The organism is Mycobacterium sp. pV006, assembly GCF_041287115.1.
GTDB lineage: Bacteria > Actinomycetota > Actinomycetes > Mycobacteriales > Mycobacteriaceae > Mycobacterium.
This window is the reverse complement of the sequence record NZ_JBGGKT010000005.1, coordinates 65,337-82,520: the sequence shown is the minus strand read 5'-3', so window position 1 is coordinate 82,520 and position 17,184 is coordinate 65,337. Positions and strand designations below refer to the sequence as shown.

General features: G+C 70.3%; 15 protein-coding genes and 2 riboswitches. Of the genes, 5 read left to right on the top strand and 10 right to left on the bottom strand.

Going from position 1 to position 17,184, the window contains the following annotated elements; genetic code table 11:
• Positions 1-21 precede the first annotated feature (21 nt).
• Both glp and ACAG25_RS09855 read right to left on the bottom strand, forming a co-directional pair.
• Positions 22-1,206 carry a gephyrin-like molybdotransferase Glp gene (gene glp / locus ACAG25_RS09860; RefSeq protein ID WP_370488187.1) on the bottom strand — a complete coding sequence of 395 codons (1,185 nt, stop codon included), beginning with the start codon at positions 1,204-1,206 and terminating at the stop codon, positions 22-24.
• A complete protein-coding gene (locus tag ACAG25_RS09855) occupies positions 1,206-2,123 on the bottom strand; it encodes an SDR family NAD(P)-dependent oxidoreductase (protein ID WP_370488186.1) in 918 nt (305 codons plus the stop codon). The genes glp and ACAG25_RS09855 overlap by 1 nt, the downstream gene beginning before the upstream one ends.
• Before the next feature lie 40 nt (positions 2,124-2,163).
• Here ACAG25_RS09855 and ACAG25_RS09850 point away from each other — a divergent pair, with 40 nt between their 5' ends.
• From ACAG25_RS09850 to ACAG25_RS09840, 3 genes are read left to right on the top strand one after another with little or no spacing between them, the layout of a single operon-like run.
• Positions 2,164-2,646 carry a PH domain-containing protein gene (locus ACAG25_RS09850; RefSeq protein ID WP_370488185.1) on the top strand — a complete coding sequence of 161 codons (483 nt, stop codon included), beginning with the start codon at positions 2,164-2,166 and terminating at the stop codon, positions 2,644-2,646.
• Complete coding sequence (locus ACAG25_RS09845) at positions 2,643-4,079, top strand: PH domain-containing protein (RefSeq protein WP_370488184.1); 1,437 nt, start codon at positions 2,643-2,645, stop codon at positions 4,077-4,079. Before ACAG25_RS09850 ends, ACAG25_RS09845 begins: the two co-directional genes overlap by 4 nt.
• Before the next feature lie 44 nt (positions 4,080-4,123).
• On the top strand, positions 4,124-4,939 hold the full coding sequence (locus ACAG25_RS09840) for an HAD-IIA family hydrolase (protein ID WP_370488183.1): 816 nt from the start codon (positions 4,124-4,126) through the stop codon (positions 4,937-4,939).
• Here ACAG25_RS09840 and ACAG25_RS09835 read toward each other — a convergent pair.
• From ACAG25_RS09835 to ACAG25_RS09810, 6 genes are all read right to left on the bottom strand, one after another.
• Complete coding sequence (locus ACAG25_RS09835; RefSeq protein ID WP_370488182.1) at positions 4,896-5,738, bottom strand: ABC transporter ATP-binding protein; 843 nt, start codon at positions 5,736-5,738, stop codon at positions 4,896-4,898. The genes ACAG25_RS09840 and ACAG25_RS09835 overlap by 44 nt on opposite strands.
• Positions 5,735-6,778, bottom strand: coding sequence for a FecCD family ABC transporter permease (locus ACAG25_RS09830; protein ID WP_370488181.1), 1,044 nt, complete (start codon positions 6,776-6,778; stop codon positions 5,735-5,737). The genes ACAG25_RS09835 and ACAG25_RS09830 overlap by 4 nt, the downstream gene beginning before the upstream one ends.
• Positions 6,775-7,842 carry a FecCD family ABC transporter permease gene (locus ACAG25_RS09825; RefSeq protein ID WP_370488180.1) on the bottom strand — a complete coding sequence of 356 codons (1,068 nt, stop codon included), beginning with the start codon at positions 7,840-7,842 and terminating at the stop codon, positions 6,775-6,777. Before ACAG25_RS09825 ends, ACAG25_RS09830 begins: the two co-directional genes overlap by 4 nt.
• Positions 7,843-7,855: 13 nt before the next feature.
• The gene (locus tag ACAG25_RS09820) at positions 7,856-8,893 is read right to left on the bottom strand and encodes an ABC transporter substrate-binding protein (protein ID WP_370488179.1); all 1,038 of its coding nucleotides are present in this window, start codon (positions 8,891-8,893) and stop codon (positions 7,856-7,858) included.
• Positions 8,894-8,924: 31 nt separating this feature from the next.
• A riboswitch (cobalamin riboswitch) is annotated at positions 8,925-9,121 on the bottom strand.
• Between the two features lie 46 nt (positions 9,122-9,167).
• A complete protein-coding gene (locus tag ACAG25_RS09815) occupies positions 9,168-9,821 on the bottom strand; it encodes a ferredoxin (protein WP_370488178.1) in 654 nt (217 codons plus the stop codon).
• Between the two features lie 33 nt (positions 9,822-9,854).
• Positions 9,855-9,987: riboswitch (cobalamin riboswitch) on the bottom strand.
• Positions 9,988-9,995: 8 nt separating this feature from the next.
• Positions 9,996-11,699: a DEAD/DEAH box helicase gene (locus tag ACAG25_RS09810; protein WP_370488177.1), complete on the bottom strand. Its 1,704-nt coding sequence runs from the start codon at positions 11,697-11,699 to the stop codon at positions 9,996-9,998.
• Between the two features lie 188 nt (positions 11,700-11,887).
• Here ACAG25_RS09810 and ACAG25_RS09805 point away from each other — a divergent pair, with 188 nt between their 5' ends.
• A complete protein-coding gene (locus ACAG25_RS09805) occupies positions 11,888-12,943 on the top strand; it encodes an alpha/beta fold hydrolase (RefSeq protein ID WP_370488176.1) in 1,056 nt (351 codons plus the stop codon).
• Here ACAG25_RS09805 and ACAG25_RS09800 read toward each other — a convergent pair.
• Positions 12,936-13,835 (bottom strand): SDR family NAD(P)-dependent oxidoreductase, encoded by a 900-nt coding sequence (locus tag ACAG25_RS09800; RefSeq protein ID WP_370488175.1) that lies wholly within the window; start codon positions 13,833-13,835, stop codon positions 12,936-12,938. The two genes, ACAG25_RS09805 and ACAG25_RS09800, sit on opposite strands and share 8 nt — an antisense overlap.
• A gap of 237 nt (positions 13,836-14,072) precedes the next feature.
• On the opposite strand from ACAG25_RS09800, the gene groL reads away from it, so the two are divergent.
• Positions 14,073-15,698, top strand: a complete 1,626-nt coding sequence (gene groL / locus ACAG25_RS09795) for a chaperonin GroEL (RefSeq protein WP_370488174.1) — start codon at positions 14,073-14,075, stop codon at positions 15,696-15,698.
• A gap of 125 nt (positions 15,699-15,823) precedes the next feature.
• Here the strand turns inward: groL and ACAG25_RS09790 are convergent, their stop codons facing one another.
• Positions 15,824-17,137, bottom strand: a complete 1,314-nt coding sequence (locus ACAG25_RS09790; protein WP_370488173.1) for an MFS transporter — start codon at positions 17,135-17,137, stop codon at positions 15,824-15,826.
• Positions 17,138-17,184: the final 47 nt, after the last annotated feature.

Here is a 17,184-nt window from a genome sequence, read left to right as displayed (position 1 = left end):
CGCGATACTACCGATGGGAACTCAGCGCAGGTCCCATACCTGGACCTGGGAACCGGCGGCGACTTCGGTGGTGTTCTCGTCGAGTTCGAGCAGACAGTTGGCCGACGCCAGCCACCGCAGATGGTGTGAGGCCGGCGGGCCGTAGCTGGTCACGGAGTCGCCGTCGAGTACGCCACGACGGAACTGGCGTTTGCCGCCGGGGGAGGTGAGGTCCTCGCGCAGCGTCGCGGTGCGGCGCGGCCGCTCGGTGTCGGCCAGGCCCATCGCCGCGCGCAGCGCCGGCCGGACGAACACCTCGAAGGACACCAGCGCGCTGACCGGGTTGCCGGGCAGCGTGATCACCGCGGTGCCGTCGACCACGCCGGCACCCTGCGGCATGCCCGGCTGCATCGCGACCTTCACGAACTCGACCTGATCCGACCATGCGTCCTTGACCACCTCGTAGGCGCCGGCGCTGACCCCGCCCGTGGTCAGGATGACGTCGGCGTCCCCGGCCGAACGGATCGCCGCCCGGAACGCCTCGACGTCGTCTCCGGTCATCGGGGAGGCCACCACCTCGGCGCCCGCGTCGCGGACCGCGGCGGCGAGCATGACGCCGTTGGACTCATAGATCTGGCCGGGCTGCAGCGCGGTGCCCGCGGGGACCAGCTCGGTGCCGGTGGAGACCACCAGCACCCGTTGTCGGGGGATCACCTCCACCTCGGTCAGTCCCAGTGCGGCCACCAGGCCGAGCGCGGCGGGGGTGAGCACCTGGCCGGCGCGCAGCACCGTGGTGCCCGCGGTGACGTCTTCACCGGCGCGCCGGATGTGTTGGCCGGGACGGGCGGTCGCCCGGATGCTGACGACGTCGGTCGCGGCGTCGGTGGCCTCGACGGGGACCACCGCGGTGGCGCCGGTCGGCAGCGGCGCCCCGGTCATGATCCGGTGGGCGGTGCCCGGTGTGATCGTCGGGATGTCGGTGCGCCCGGCCGGGATGTCCTCGGCGACCGGCAGACGCACCGGCTGGTCGGGGCCGGCGGCGGCCACGTCCTCGACGAACACCGCGTAGCCGTCCATCGCGGAGTTGTCGAACGCCGGCAGCGAGACGCCGGCCACCACGTCACGGGCCAGCACCAGTCCGAGCGCCTCGGTCGGCGCCACCGTGACCGGAACGCGTCCGGTGATCAGCCCGGCTACCACCTGCCGGTGCTCGTCGACCGAACGCATCAGATGCCGTAGGTGACGCCGGTGAGCTCTTCGGAGACCGCCCACAGCCGCTGTTGCACCGCGACGTCGTGGGACTTCTTGTTGGAGTCGACCAGCACGGGGTGGCCGACCATCTCCTGGAACCCGGACGGACCGTAGTACTGCCCGCCCTGGACCGCGGGATCGGTCGCCGCGCGCAGCGTCGGCAGCGCCCCGACCGCGGGGCTGTTGGTGACCAGACCCGCGAATTTGGGCACCCCGGGCAGCTTCATCAGCGGGATGTGGCGCATCAGTTCGGTGTTCGACAGGCCGGGGTGGGCCGCGGTCGCGATGGTCTTCGCGTTCTTGGCGGCCAGACGGCGCTGCAGTTCGTAGGTGAACATCAGGTTGGCCAGCTTGGACTGCCCGTAGGCGGCGACGCGGTTGTAGCGGCGCTCCCATTGCAGGTCGTCGAAGTGGATGTCGGCCATGTTGCGGTGCGCCATGCTGGCGACGGTCACGACGCGGGAGCCCTCGACCGGCAACAGGTTCTCCAGGAGCAGCCCGGTCAGCGCGAAGTGGCCCAGATGGTTGGTGCCGAACTGCAACTCGAACCCGTCGCGGGTGACCTGCTTGGGCGGGTACATCACGCCGGCGTTGTTGATCAGCAGATCGATGCGCGGATGGGCGGCGGCCAGCGCGGCGGCAGCCTGCCGCACGCTGTCCAGCGACGACAGGTCGAGTTCCTGGAGGCTGACCTGCGCGCCGGGGGTGGCGCGGGTGATGCGGGCGACGGCGTCACGGCCCTTGGCCAGATCACGCACCGCGACCACCACGTGGGCGCCCTTGGCGGCCAGCACCTCGGCGGCCTCGTATCCGATCCCGGTGTTCGCGCCGGTGACGATGGCCACCCGGCCGGATTGGTCGGGGACGTCGTCGGCGGTCCATTTGCGGCTCATGGGGTTCAACTTACTGATGGTGGCCAGGCATGCTCGTCATATGGACCTGGTCGACCCCGCGCATCCGCCGAGCCAGAAAGCCCCGCTGGTGTGGGCGATCGGGTCGCTGATCCCGTGGTCGATGGCGGTGGTGGGCCAGATGGTGTGGTTCGCGGTCGACGGGCGGTGGGTGTGGTTGCACCTGCTGGTGGCGGCGTTGACCGTGGTCGGCATCGTGGTCAACGTGGTCATCGCGCCGCTGTGGCGCTACCGGGTGCACCGCTGGGATGTCGACGCGACCGCGGTCTACACCCGGTCGGGGTGGCTGGTGCAGGAACGCCGGATCGCGCCGATCTCGCGGGTGCAGACCGTCGACACCTACCGGGGCCCACTGGACCAGCTGTTCGGGTTGGCCAACGTGACGGTGACGACGGCGTCGTCGGCGGGTGCGGTGCGCATCGTCGCGTTGGACGCCCACGTCGCCGACTGGTTGGTCGCACGGCTGACCGACATCGCCGCGCTGGGGGTCGAGGACGCGACATGAGCGACTGGCAGCGACTCGACCCGCGCATGCTGCTCGTGCATCCGGTGCACGAGATCCTGCGTCAGATGCCGGTGCTGGTCGGCTCTTTCGTGCTCGGTTCGGCCACCGGAAATCCGGTGTGGGCGATGCTCGGCGTGGTGCTGATCGTGGCCTACGGCGTGGCGCGCTGGTTCACCACCACCTACCGGATCGGGCCCGACGATGTGCAGTTGCGCTCCGGGGTGTTGCAGCGCAAGGTGGTTTCCCTGCCGCGCAACAGGATTCGATCGGTATCGACGGATTCGCGGTTGCTGCACCGGTTGCTGGGACTGACGGTGGTCACGGTGAGCACCGGGCAGCAGGCCAGCGCCGAGTCTGCGTTCGCGCTCGACGCGATGGCCGCCGAGCAGGTGCCGCGGCTGCGCGCGACCCTGCTCGCCGAATCGTTGGGTCCCGCGGTCCAGACGCCGGGCCAGGTGCTCGCGCGGTGGCAACCGTCGTGGCTGCGCTACAGCGCGTTGACCTTCGGGGGAATGGTGACCATCGCCGCAGCCGCGGGGGTGATCAGCCAGACCGGAGTGCTCGGCGCGCTGGAGGATTCGCCGTGGACTCAGGCGGGGGCCGATGTCGTCGAGTCGGTCGGCGTGGCGGCCGTGGTCGCCGGCGCGGTCGCGGCGTTGGTGTTGGCCTCGGCGGCGTTGTCGGTGACCCAGTCGCTGCTGACCTACGGCAACCTGATGCTGCGCCGTGACGCCGAACTGCTGCACCTGTCCCACGGCTTGGTGCGGGTGCGTGAACACACCTTCGACATGCGCCGCCTGCGCGGCGGCACCCTGCGAGAACCGTTGCTGGTGCGGCTGTTCGGAGGTGCGCGCCTGGACGCCGTGATGACCGGGGTGTCCGGGGTCGGGGAGGCCTCCCAACTGCTACCGCCGTGCCCGCGGGGAACCGCGGCGTCGGTGTTGCGCGCGTTGATCGACCAGCCGGACATGGTCGACGGGCCGTTGCGCCCGCACGGCCCGGCCGCGGTACGGCGGCGCTGGGTGCGGGCCCTGGTGCTGCCGGTGCTCGCGGCGGTCACCGCCGGGGTCGGCGCCGTCGTCGGTTCGCTGCCGGGATGGGTCTGGGTCGTCGTCGGTGTCTTGACCGTGGTCGGCGTCGGGCTGGCGGTGGACCGCTCCCGAGCGTTGGGCCACCGGGTCGGTGATGGGTGGCTGGCGGCGCGCGCGGGCAGCCTGGACCGGCGCCGGGACTGCCTGGACGGCGCGGGCGTGGTGGCCTGGACCGTGCGGCAGAGTTGGCCGCAGCGCCGCGCCGGGGTCGCCACCCTGGTGGCCGCCACCGCGGCCGGGGTCAAGCACTACGAGGTCGTCGACGTGCCGGCCGAGTTGGCGTGGGACATCGCCGCCGGGGTGACGCCGTGGGTCGGCGCCAGCGCCTGGGCGCGCGACTGACCGGGCCGAGTTGCGTCCGAACGACGGCGGTTTACTGTCGATTCATGGCGATCGGTGGAGTGCTTTTCGACATCGACGGCGTGCTGGTCACCTCCTGGAAGCCGATTCCCGGCGCGGCCGAGACGTTGCAGAGCTTGGCGCGGCAGCAGATCGCGTGTGCTTATCTGACCAACACCACCACGCGTACGCGGGTGCAGATCGCCGACCTGCTGACCGAGGCCGGCATGGCGGTGGCCCCCGACGAGGTGATCACCGCCGCGGTGCTCACCGCCGAATTCGTCCGCACCCGGTATCCCGGTGCGCGCTGCTTCCTGGTCAACAGCGGACAGATCGCCGAAGACATGCCGGGCATCGACCTCGTGTCCTCCGAGGAGTTCAGCGGGCCGCACGCACCCCCGACCCCGGACGTGGTGCTGCTCGGCGGGGCGGGCCCGGAGTTCGGCCACCTGACCCTGTCGTGGGTGTACGACTGGATGGCACAAGGGGTTCCGGTGGTCGCGATGCACCGCAGTACCGCGTGGAACACCGCCGACGGGCTGCGCATCGACACCGGCATGTACCTGATCGGCATGGAGGAGACCTGCGGTCGCAAGGCGACGGCGGTGGGCAAGCCCGCCCCTGCGGGTTTCCTGGCCGCGGCCGGCCGGCTCGGGGTGGACCCCGAGGAGATGTACATGGTCGGCGACGACCTCAACAACGACGTGCTGGCCGCGCAGGTGGTCGGCATGACCGGGGTGCTGGTGCGCACCGGCAAGTTCCGTCAGGACACGCTGGACCGTTGGGCTGCAGACGAATTCGCGATGCAACCCAACCATGTCATCGACTCGGTGGCCGATCTTCCGGAACTGCTGGGGCTGTAGCCGCGACGCGTGGGTGCGGCAGCACCAGCGGGGTGTGGGTGATCGGGTCGGTGATGACGGTGGCTTCGACACCGAAGACGTCACCGACCATGTCGGCGGTGATGATGTCGTGCGGCGACCCCTGGGCCACGAGTCGGCCGTCGCGCATCGCGATCAGATGGTGTGCGTAGCGGGCCGCCATGTTCAGGTCGTGCAGCACCAGCACCACGGTGCGCCGGTGCACGCGGTTGATCTCGGCGAGCAGCCCGAGCACGTCGAGTTGGTGCGCCAGGTCCAGGTAGGTGGTGGGCTCGTCGAGCAGCATCACCTCGGGGTCCTGCGCGAGTGCCAGTGCGATCCAGACGCGCTGACGTTGGCCGCCGGACAGTTCGTCGATCGGGGTCTCGGCGAGCTCGGTCAGACCGGTGGACTGCATCGCGGCGGCGACGGCGGCGTCGTCGGCGGCGCTCCACTGCCGGAACCAGCGCTGGTGGGGGTGGCGGCCGCGGCCGATCAGATCCGCCACGGTGATGCCGTCCGGGGCGGCCGGTTGCTGTGGCAGCAGACCGACTTTGGTTGCGAGCTCGCGGCTCGGGATGGCGCCCAGGTCACGTCCGTCGAGATGCACGACGCCGTGCTGGGGCGCCAGCAGCCGGGCCAGGCCGCGCAGCAGGGTGGACTTGCCGCAGCCGTTGGGCCCGATGATCGCGGTGATCGCGCCGGCGGGCAGCGTGGTGCTGGCCTCCTCGACGATGACGCGACCGGAGTAGCCGAGGCTGAGCCGCTGGGCGGTGAGACTGACGGGGACGTCGTGGGTCATCCGGCACTTCCGATCCGGTTGGCGCGGGCAAGCAGGAACAGGAGTACGGGGGCGCCGAGCACGGCGGTGACCACACCGACAGGCATACCGGCGGGCGCGAACAGCACTCGGGCGGCGAGATCGGCGGCGACGACCAGGAGTGCGCCGACGGCCGCCGACGGGGCCAGCCCCACGTGCCGCTCGGCGAGCAGCCGGCGCGTGATCTGCGGTGCGACCAGCGCGACGAATCCGATCGGGCCGGCGGCGGCCGTGGCCATCGCGGCGAGGGTGACGGCCACCAGGACCAGCGCGATGCGGTGGCGCTGGCGACTGCCCAGGGAGGTGGCGAGCTCGTCACCGAGTTCGAGCAGCCGCAGCTGGCGGCCCACCACCGCCAGCACCGGCACGACGAGCACCAGCGTCGTCCCGATCACCGCGACGTGCATGCCGTCGCGATTGGCCAGGCTGCCGGTCAGCCAGGCCGCGGCGCTCATCGCCTCGTGGACGTCGGCGCGGGTCAGCAGGTAGGAGATCCCCGAGGTCAGCATCGCGGCAACGCCGATGCCCACCAGCACCAGACGGAAGCCGTGCAGCCCGCGCCGGTAGGCCACCAGCAGGATCACCGCGGAGGCCAGCAGGGCCCCGGCCAGCGCGCTGACGACGACGGCCGCGCCGCTGCCCCCGACGACGGTGATCACCAGCAGTGCGCCCAGCGCCGCCCCGGAGTTGATGCCGATCACGTCGGGACTCACCAGCGGGTTGCGGGCGATGCGTTGCAGGATGGCGCCCGACAGCGCGAAGGCCGCGCCCACCCCGAGTCCGGTGACGGCGCGCGGCAGCCGGTCGCCGAGCACCACGTCGCGGTCGATCAGGGTGCCGCCACCGGCGAGGACGTCGAGCACCTCGGTGATGCTGATCGGGAACTCGCCGAGCGTCAGCGACGCCGCCGCGACCGAGACTGCCGCCGTCCAGGCGAGCACCGTCAGCAGGGTGCCGCGGCGACTGACCCGCACCGCGAACCGCGCACGACGGTCGGTGAGCACCAGCATGTCGGCGCTCACAGACCCGAGACCTTCCGGTTGCGCACGAGGTACAGGAAGAACGGGGCGCCGGCCAGCCCGGTGATGATGCCGACCTGAAGTATCTGGGGCGACACCAGGATTCGGCCGAGCACGTCGGCGAGCAGAAGCAACGTCGGGGCCAGTACCACCGTCCACGCCATGATCCACCGGTAGTCCGGCCCGGTGATCAACCGCGCGATGTGCGGGACCACCAAGCCGATGAAACCGATCGGGCCGGCGATCGCGGTGGCGGCGCCGGCCAGCAGCACCACCGCCAGCGCGGCCAGCAGCCGCGCCGACCACAGGGTGGTTCCCAGACTGCGGGCCATGTCCTCACCGAGGGCCACGACGTTGAGGGTGCGGCTGGTCGCGAACGCGGCGACCGCGCCGGCGGCAATGAACGGCACCACCGCGGTCAGTGCGGCGGCATCGGCGCGGGTCAGGGAACCCACCACCCAGAAGCGGAAATCGTTGAGGGTGGTGGCATCCAGCAGGGTGAGGGCGGTGGTGACCGCGCCGACCAGGGCGGTGAACGCCGCCCCGGCCAGCGCCAGCTTCACCGGTGTCGCCCCGCCCAGACCGAGCGAGCCGAGGGAGTACACGAACACCGCGGCGATCGCGGCCCCCGCGAAGGCGAACCACACGTAGCCGCCGGCGGTCGTCACGCCGAACACCGTCATCGCGATCACCACCGCCAGCGCCGCACCGGAGTTGATGCCCAGAATTCCCGGTCCCGCCAACGGGTTTCGGGTGATGCCCTGCATCACGACCCCAGCCACGCCCAGAGCCGTGCCGGCCAGCAGGCCGGTGACGGTACGGGGCACGCGGACGTGCTGCACGATCCGGTCCACGTCGGTCTCGGCCGGACCCGTCAGCGCGGCCAGGGCGTCGCCGACCCCGATCGTGTAGTTGCCGACGAGCAGCGAGATCAGCGCTGCGACAACCAGACCCAGCGCCGCGACGGTCAGGCCGAGCAGCCGGACCCCCCTGTTGCGCAGCAGCTGCCGGCCGCTACCGGCCGGCCGGCCGGTACCTGTCGCGGGGCGGGTCAGGGCGACGGGCATGTCGGAGGGTTGCTCAGCGGACCCGGTCGGGGTGCAGGATCGACGCCACCAACTCGACGGAGTGAGCGGCCCGCACCCCGGCGGCCCGGTCGGCGAACAGGAACGGGTGCACCTGGTTGTTCCGCACTGCGCTCACGCCGGCCAGCGCCGGGCTCTGCGCGAGCGCGGCGGCCTCCTCGGCGCCGGTCTCGGCCGTGAACGAGATGTCGCAGCAGACGCTGGTCAGGATCACGTCCGGGTCGCGCCGGATGATCTCCTCGATGTCGACCTCGACGTGTCGGCGCTGCTGCAGATCGGCGAACGCGTTGACCCCGCCGGCGTGTTCGATGATCTGGGTGCCGAAGTCGACGCCGCCGGCGACGCGGTATCCGCCGTCGTCGTCGATCAGCACGATCGCGACCTTCGGGCGGTCGGCCCCGGCGACGGCTTCCTCGACGGCGGTGATCCGTTGCTGCTGGTCGGTGATGACCTGCTCGGCGCGATCCTCGACGCCGAAGATCGTGCCGAGATCACGCAGATCCCGATAGATGGTGTCGACGCGCACCGAGGCCGGGTCGATGGCCTCGTCGGACAGACCGTCCTGACTGGGGCACAACGGGCTCAGGATCCAGGACTGGATACCGAGTTCGGCCAGGCTCGCGCGGGTGCCCACGCTCTCGTCGGCGTCGCCTTCGGCGAAGAAGTTGTTGTAGCCGGACAGCACGAAGTCAGGACGCGCGGCCAACAGCCCTTCGCGGCTGGGGAGTTGCGGCACATAGGGCACCTGGCTCTGCGCCTCGGCGTACTCGGGCAGCACCTGTGAGTCCAGGTAGGCGGTGCCGACGAGCCGGTCGCTGATGCCGAGCGCGTGCGCGATCTCGGTGGCCGGCTGGTACGCGGCGTATACGCGTTCGGGCGGTCCGTCGACGCTGACCTCGATGCCGCAGTTCTCGACGGTCACCGCGTTCTCGGATCTGCTGTCTTCCTGCGGGTCCGGGGACGAACAACCCGACGCGGCAATGGTGACGACCGCGGCAACCGCGGTCAGGGTTCGGGGCAATGCATAGGCCACTGTCAGCCCGCCTCTCCAGATCCTCGTGGATGGGGTACTTCGTCGCCGTGGCCGGTCTCCTGGCTGACGGGCATACCGCGAGCGTTCCGCCTTCCCAAGGCCGGTGGGCCTCAGTGGCCCCACCGCGGGTCAGCGCGGTGGGAAGGAACGTCGCAATCCCGATCACAGTGGCGAGGGCCGCGCCGGTGTCACACCGGCTTCCCGTTCACCACGGCTTGCGGTGACGTTAACAGCTGACGGGCCGGGACGGGCGGCAGGGTCGGTGGGCTGCGTCTCAGGTGCGCGGCGGCGTCTGCACCGCGCGGCCGGATCCGGCGGCGCGGGAGGTCCACGACGCTACGAGCGCCGGCGCGTCGTCGGGTTCGACCGGACCCCACCAGTCGTCGTCGGGGTGGACGGCGACCACGGGTGCGTGGTTGCACGGGTACAGGCAGCCGGTCTGGGTGACCAGCACCTCGTCGTCGCCGAGCCTGCGGGCTTTGAGCGCTTCGGCGATGGCCTGTGCGGTGGCCGCGGAACCCTTTGCGGTGCACCGCGGTCCGCGGCAGACGAGGACGTGACGTCCGAACGAGGGGAGGTCCTCCCAGGCGGGGGAGGTCAGCCCGGACTCCCAGCCGGTGACCGCGCCGCTGACGGTCTCGACCGTGAGCAGACCCTTGTTTCGGCGCACCCAGTCCCCGGCGATACGCCGCAACCACGACCGGGCCGGAGCCGGCGCCGCACCCACCGGCAGCGGCAGCAGCCGGACCGCTGAACCCGGTGTGGCGGCGGCGATGTCGTCGAGGACGTCGAACAGCGTCGGGGTGGCCAGCTGCAGATAGGCCAGGCGTGCCCCGATGTTCTCGGCGAGTTGGGTCGCTTCGGTGTGGCGGGCGTGCGCGTCGGCGCCCATCCCGACGAGGACGAGGTGACGGCTGCGGTCGGTCATCGACCCACCCCTTCTCGGGGAGTTCCGCCCCGGTGGAAAGGAATCGGCGAGGGCGAGTGTCTGGCTCACGAGATGTCGTCTCGCACACAGTGGCGGTACCGCGCCGGAATCGCACCGGACTTCCTCTGACCAGCGCCGAAGGACAGCCGACTGTAGCAGGCGGTCAGCAGCCGGTCAGGCCGTCAGCTCGCGCTGCAGCACCCGGACCGCCTCGATGCGGGCCTGCAGTTGTTCGCGCGTGGCGGCGGCCACCGGCGGTCCGCCGCAGCGCCGCCGCAGCTCGTTGTGGATCCAGCCGTGTGGGCGTCCGGTGCGGTGATGGGCCAGCGACACCAGCGTGTTGAGTTCGGTGCGCAGCTCGCGCAGCTGTCCGTGTGTGGTCCTCGGAACCGCGGGACCGCCTGCTTCGGTGCGTTTGGTGAGCTGCTCTTCTTGCCTGCGGCGCAACAGATCTCGCATCGACTCCGCGTCGAGTAACCCGGGGATGCCGAGATAGTCGGCCTCCTCGTCGCTGCCGGCCGGGGTGGCCGTACCGAACGACGACCCGTCGAAGATCACCTGATCGAGTTCGGCGTCGGCGCCGAGGTACTCGATCTTGTTCTCCTCCTCGCCGGGCTCGTCGCGCTTCTGCTCCCGTAACTCCGCGTCGAGCGGGTCCTCGAGCGTCTCGCGGTGCGGCTTGCCGAGCACGTGGTTGCGCTGGGCCTCCATCTCGCTGGCCAGCAGCAGCAGGTTGGGCACCGACGGCAGGAAGATGCTCGCGGTCTCCCCGGGACGGCGCGACCGGACGAACCGGCCGATCGCCTGGGCGAAGAACAACGGCGTCGACGCGCTCGTGGCGTACACGCCGACCGCCAGGCGCGGCACGTCGACGCCCTCGGAGACCATGCGCACCGCCACCAGCCACCGCGACGTGCCCGCCGAGTACTCCGAGATGCGGTCCGAGGCACCCTTGTCGTCGGAGAGCACCACCGTCGCCGGTTCGCCGGTGATCTTGAGCAGCAGCTCGGCGTAGGCCCGAGCGGTGGTCTGGTCGGAGGCGATGATCATGCCGCCGGCGTCGGGCACGTGCTGCCGCAGGCCCTGCAGACGCTTGTCGGCCGCCGCGATCACCGCGGGCATCCATTCGCCCTTCGGGTCCAACGCCGTCTTCCACGCCCGCGCGGTCTGCTCGGCGGTCAACGGTTCCCCGAGCCGGGCGGCGTGCTCCTCCCCGGCGCTGTCGCGCCACCGGGCCTCACCCGAGTACGCCATGAACATCACCGGCCGGACCACCCCGTCGGCCAGGGCGTCGCTGTAGCCGTAGGTGTAGTCGGCCCTGGAGCGGGCGAACCCGTCCGGGCCGGTCTCGTAGGTGACGAACGGGATCGCGCTGTCGTCGCTGCGGAACGGTGTTCCGGTCAGCGCCAGACGCCGGGTCGCGTCGTCGAATGCCTCGCGGATGGCGTCGCCCCAGCTCTTGGCGTCGCCGCCGTGGTGGATCTCGTCGAAGACCACCAGAGTCTTGCGGTTCTCGGTGCGCACCCGATGGCGCGACGGGTGGGTGGCGACCTGGGCGTAGGTGACGACGACGCCGTGGTACTCCGAGGACGTCTGGGCGTTGGAGTTGGAGAACTTCGGGTCCAGGGCGATGCCGTGCCGCGCGGCCGCCTGCGCCCACTGGATCTTCAGGTGCTCGGTGGGCACGACGATCGTGATCGTCTCGACGGTGCCCTCGGCGAGCAGTTCGGAGACGATGCGCAGCGCGAAGGTGGTCTTACCGGCGCCGGGCGTGGCCACGGCGAGGAAGTCCCGGGGCTTGGCGGTCAGGTATTTGACCAGTGCCCGTCGCTGCCAGCCCCGCAACGCCTGGGTGCTGGGCGCTGCGTCAGCCCGCACCCACGACTCCTTTCCTGAACCGGAAATGCAGTCTAGGGCAGGCGGTTCCGCGAATGCATCCAACGCGGCGTGTCCGGTCCGGCGTGTCCGCCCGGCAGGCGTTGCGACCTCAGATTGTGAACTACGTCACATCGTCGGCCGTGCCGTGCCACGCTGATGGGGACGCACTCTCGAACGGGGACGAGAAGATGGTGTTCAGGCGCGCACGGCGGTCGGCCACGCTGCTGCTCGCCTCGGCGCTGTTGGCCGCGACGGCGGTGCTGCCCCCGGTAGGCAGCGCCGAGACCACCGTGGTGATCCCCGGGGCGTCGCTGTTCAAGTCGCTCAACCCGCGCTATCCGGCGATCGCGGCCACCTATCCGCAGATCGGCCGCCACTTCCACGGCGACGAGCACCCGCTGGTGGTCGACTACTCCCAGGACCCCTTCACGTTCGACCGGTCGCTGCGCGACGGGGTGGAGCGGGCGCGCGAGATGGTCCGGGATCTCGAGGGTGACGTCGTGATCGTCGGAGAGTCGATGGGCAGCATGGTCGCCACCCGGCTGGCCGAGGAATTCGCCGCCGATGCGCCGACGTCGAGGAACCTCCGGCTCGTGTTGATCGCCCCACCCGAGCCGGGCGCGGCGCGTCTCTTCAAGGAGGGCGCCTTCGTCCCGCTGCTGAACTACCGGGTGCGACGCATGCCCGAGCTGCCGTACCCGACCACGGTCGTCGTCGGTGAGTACGACCCGTGGGCCGACCCGCCGGACCGGCCGTGGAACCTGGTCGCGATGGCCAATGCCGTGTTGGGCTTCTTCTACGTCCACGGGCCGCCCTCCTGGCAGATCGACCCGGCCGACATCCCGCCGGAGAACGTCACCGTCTCCGGCAACGTCACCCGATACTTCGTGCCGACCCCGCAGCTGCCGCTGACCCGGCCGCTGCGCGACCTCGGTGTCCCCGACGGGGTGGTCGACGTCGCCGACTCGATCCTGCGTCCCGTCATCGACGCCGGCTACCGCCGCCACGACGAGCCCGGCGACACCCGGCCGTATCTGTCGGAGGGCCGGCTGCTCCGCGGCGACGGCGAGGAACCGGACCTCGGGCCCCAACGTCGGCGCAGCGAGAGCGGGTCGCATGCCGACCGGAGTCCGCGCGCCGAGCGCACCGAGCGCACCGAGCGCGCCGAGGACCGCGACGTGCGCCGATCGGCCTCGAGCTCCCGCGACCAGGCGCGCACGGCGCGCCACGCGCGCGTCAGCTGATCGGGTAGGTCACCTTCGTCAGCTCCTCGGACACCGTCCAGAGCCGCTGCTGGGTCGCCACGTCATACGAGAGGTTGCTCGACGCCACGACGACGGGGTGGCCGCGCTGCTGGCCGATGCCGTCGGGCCCGTAGTACTGCCCGCCGAGGACACCGGGGTCGGTGGCCGCGCGCAACGTCGGAAGCGCGCCCGCGGCGGCGCTCTGGGCCAGCAGCGGCGTCACCCGGTTCAGCGCCGGCTGCAGGACGGCCGGCAGGTTGCGGGCCAGCTCGGTGCTGGACGTGCCCGGGTGCGCGGCCACCGCAATGGTCTTGCCGCGCGGCGCCAGGCGGCGCTGCAGTTCGTAGGTGAACATCAGGTTGGCCAGTTTGGATTGCGAATAGGCACCCATCCGGCTGTAGCTGCGCTCCCACTGCAGATCGTCGAAGTGGATCGCCCCACCCATCTTGTGGCCGTTGCTGCTGATCGTGACGATGCGCGCACCGTCGACGTCGAGCAGCGTGTCCAACAGCAGACCGGTCAGCGCGAAGTGGCCCAGGTGGTTGGTGCCGAACTGCAACTCGAAGCCGTCGGCGGTGGTGCCCTTCGGCGTCGTCATCACGCCCGCGTTGTTGATCAGCAAATCGATCCGCTCGTAGCGGCCCTTCAGTGCCTCTGCCGCGGCGCGGATCGAGGCCAGCGAGGTCAGGTCGAGTTCGGTGACGGTCACGTCCCCGGCGATGCGTGCCGCGGCACGGTCCCCCTTGCCGGCGTCGCGCACCGCGAGGACCACGTGCGCCCCGCGTTCGGCCAGGGCCTTGGCAGTCTCGAAGCCCAGACCGGTGTTGGCGCCGGTGATGACGGCGGTGCGGCCGCTCTGGTCGGGAATGTCGGCGGTGGTCCAGTCGGTCATGAGTCGACTGTACGGAGCACGGCGACGCCGCCGTGTTCGCCGACAGCGGAACTCCTTCCGACCTTGCACTCGCCCTGGTCGAGTGCTAAGAATGCAGTTGGCACTCGCGACCGGTGAGTGCTAGGTCGGGACGGTGAGGCAACGGGCCGCGTCAGCGGAGCACACCGGAGCCGTCCGTCGCGGGCACTGCGCCCGACCAGCAAGACGTGCATCCCCAATCCGGAGGAACACTTCGCAATGGCCAAGACAATTGCGTACGACGAAGAGGCCCGTCGCGGCCTCGAGCGGGGCCTCAACAGCCTCGCCGACGCGGTAAAGGTGACGTTGGGCCCCAAGGGCCGCAACGTCGTCCTCGAGAAGAAGTGGGGCGCCCCCACGATCACCAACGATGGTGTGTCCATCGCCAAGGAGATCGAGCTGGAGGACCCGTACGAGAAGATCGGCGCCGAGCTGGTCAAGGAAGTCGCCAAGAAGACCGACGACGTCGCGGGCGACGGCACCACCACCGCCACCGTTCTGGCCCAGGCCCTGGTTCGCGAAGGTCTGCGCAACGTCGCTGCCGGCGCCAACCCGCTCGGTCTGAAGCGCGGCATCGAGAAGGCCGTGGAGGCCGTCACGAGCAGCCTCCTCAACTCGGCCAAGGAGGTCGAGACCAAGGAGCAGATCGCCGCCACCGCCGCGATCTCCGCCGGTGATACCCAGATCGGCGAGCTCATCGCCGAGGCCATGGACAAGGTCGGCAACGAGGGTGTCATCACCGTCGAGGAGTCCAACACCTTCGGCCTGCAGCTCGAACTCACCGAGGGTATGCGCTTCGACAAGGGCTACATCTCGGGTTACTTCGTGACCGACGCCGAGCGTCAGGAAGCGGTCCTCGAGGATCCCTACATCCTGCTGGTCAGCTCCAAGGTGTCGACCGTCAAGGATCTGCTCCCGCTGCTGGAGAAGGTCATCCAGGCCGGCAAGCCGCTGCTGATCATCGCCGAGGACGTCGAGGGCGAGGCCCTGTCGACCCTGGTGGTCAACAAGATCCGCGGCACCTTCAAGTCCGTCGCCGTCAAGGCCCCGGGCTTCGGTGACCGCCGCAAGGCGATGCTGCAGGACATGGCGATCCTCACCGGTGGCCAGGTCGTCAGCGAAGAGGTCGGCCTGTCGCTCGAGACCGCCGACATCTCCCTGCTGGGCCAGGCCCGCAAGGTCGTCGTGACCAAGGACGAGACCACCATCGTCGAGGGCGCCGGTGACTCCGACGCCATCGCCGGCCGGGTGGCTCAGATCCGCGCCGAAATCGAGAACAGCGACTCCGACTACGACCGCGAGAAGCTGCAGGAGCGCCTGGCCAAGCTGGCCGGCGGTGTTGCGGTGATCAAGGCCGGCGCTGCCACCGAGGTGGAGCTCAAGGAGCGCAAGCACCGCATCGAGGACGCCGTCCGCAACGCGAAGGCTGCCGTCGAGGAGGGCATCGTCGCCGGTGGTGGCGTGGCTCTGCTGCAGTCGGCTCCGGCGCTGGAGGACCTCAAGCTCGAGGGCGACGAGGCCACCGGTGCCAACATCGTGCGCGTCGCGCTCGAGGCCCCGCTGAAGCAGATCGCCTTCAACGGTGGGCTGGAGCCCGGCGTGGTGGCCGAGAAGGTCCGCAACTCGGAGAAGGGCGTCGGCCTCAACGCCGCGACCGGCGAGTACGAGGACCTGCTCAAGGCCGGCGTCGCCGACCCGGTGAAGGTGACCCGCTCGGCGCTGCAGAACGCAGCTTCGATCGCGGCGCTGTTCCTCACCACCGAGGCCGTCGTCGCCGACAAGCCGGAGAAGGCCGCCGCACCTGCGGGCGACCCGACCGGTGGCATGGGCGGTATGGACTTCTAGGTCCCTGTACGAGAAAGGCCCCGGCTCGCTTGGCGAGCCGGGGCTTTTTCGTGTCTCAGGCGCCGAGCGCACGCTTTCTGACGAGAATCCGCGGAAATCCGTCAGAAAGCGTGCAGTCGGCGACCTCAGAGTGTGTGCAGCGGCGCGGGTTTCAACGCCCGCGTGGCGACGATGCTGATCATCGCCGTGACGACCAGGTACGTGCACGCGATCCACGGCGAACCGTCGGCAACACCGATCAGCGCCGTGAGGATCAGCGGCGTCAACCCGGAGGAGTACACCCCCGAGAGCTGATACACCGTCGACAGCCCGGTGTAGCGGATCCGCGCCGGGAACAGCGACGCGTACAGCGTGCCCTGGGCCCCGTAGAACAGCGCGTGAATGACGCCGAACACCAACAGCATCCCGATCGCGTAGAGCGCGAAGTCGCCGGTGCCGAGCAACGCGAAGACCGGGAACACCGCCACCGCGTAGGCGGCGATACCGATCGTGTAGATGCGCTTGGGTCCGTAGCGATCGCTGAGCAGACCCGACACCGGCAGTAGCGCCGCCATCAACAGCGCGGCCGCAGTCACCCCGATCAGCACCGGTACCTTGCCGAGCCCGAGAGTGCCTGTGGCGTAGGAGATCGCGAAGACGCCCCAGGTGTTGAACGCCGCACCTTCACCCCACCGTGACAACATGCCCAACACCGTCGAGCGCAGGACCGGCGGGCGGAACACCTCGCGTACCGGTACCGCAGCGCGCTCGCCGCTGTCGCGAACCTTCTCGAAAGCCGGTGTCTCGCTGGCCTTCAACCGCACCACCACGCCGAAGATCACCAGCACGATGCTGAACAGGAACGCGATGCGCCAACCGTAGGTCAGGAACGCGTCATCCGGCAGCGCGATCTGCAGCAGCGCGAACACCCCGGTGCCCAGCGCGAGCCCGAGTGCCAACCCGACCTGCGGCACACTGCCGAACAGTCCTCGTCGGCGCGTCGGCCCGTGCTCGACGGCCAACAGGACCGCGCCGGCCCACTCGCCGCCCAGCGCGAACCCCTGCACAATCCGCAAGAGCAGCAACAGGATCGGGGCGGCCACCCCGATCTGCGCGGCAGTGGGCAGCACCCCCATCAACGCGGTGGCGCCGCCCATCAGCAGCATCGTCAGCGCCAGCGTCTTCTTCCGGCCGATCCGGTCGCCCACGTGGCCGAACACGAACCCACCGATGGGCCGGACGACGAACCCGACGGCAAACGTTGCGAACGAGAGCATCGTGCCGACGAAGGTGCTCTGATCGGGGAAGAACGCCTGGTTGAACACGAGGCTGGCGGCAGTGGCGTAGAGGAAGAAGTCGTACCACTCGATCGTGGTGCCCACCAGGCTGGCCCACAGCGCGGTACGGGCTTGCGGGGTGGCGCGCTGCGGTTCGGCCGCGGGTGCGTTCAGGACGGTCACAACGGTCTATCAGCGCATCCGCGGCCCGCCCAGACCAGGTTTGTGCG

Coding starts and splice junctions, on each gene's coding strand:
- ACAG25_RS09835 (WP_370488182.1), bottom strand. CDS start 5,738: ATGACCCACGACGTCCCCGTCAGTCTCACCGCCCAGCGGCTCAGCCTC.
- ACAG25_RS09840 (WP_370488183.1), top strand. CDS start 4,124: ATGGCGATCGGTGGAGTGCTTTTCGACATCGACGGCGTGCTGGTCACC.
- groL (WP_370488174.1), top strand. CDS start 14,073: ATGGCCAAGACAATTGCGTACGACGAAGAGGCCCGTCGCGGCCTCGAG.
- ACAG25_RS09850 (WP_370488185.1), top strand. CDS start 2,164: ATGGACCTGGTCGACCCCGCGCATCCGCCGAGCCAGAAAGCCCCGCTG.
- ACAG25_RS09845 (WP_370488184.1), top strand. CDS start 2,643: ATGAGCGACTGGCAGCGACTCGACCCGCGCATGCTGCTCGTGCATCCG.
- ACAG25_RS09800 (WP_370488175.1), bottom strand. CDS start 13,835: ATGACCGACTGGACCACCGCCGACATTCCCGACCAGAGCGGCCGCACC.
- glp (WP_370488187.1), bottom strand. CDS start 1,206: ATGCGTTCGGTCGACGAGCACCGGCAGGTGGTAGCCGGGCTGATCACC.
- ACAG25_RS09805 (WP_370488176.1), top strand. CDS start 11,888: ATGGTGTTCAGGCGCGCACGGCGGTCGGCCACGCTGCTGCTCGCCTCG.
- ACAG25_RS09815 (WP_370488178.1), bottom strand. CDS start 9,821: ATGACCGACCGCAGCCGTCACCTCGTCCTCGTCGGGATGGGCGCCGAC.
- ACAG25_RS09825 (WP_370488180.1), bottom strand. CDS start 7,842: ATGCCCGTCGCCCTGACCCGCCCCGCGACAGGTACCGGCCGGCCGGCC.
- ACAG25_RS09855 (WP_370488186.1), bottom strand. CDS start 2,123: ATGAGCCGCAAATGGACCGCCGACGACGTCCCCGACCAATCCGGCCGG.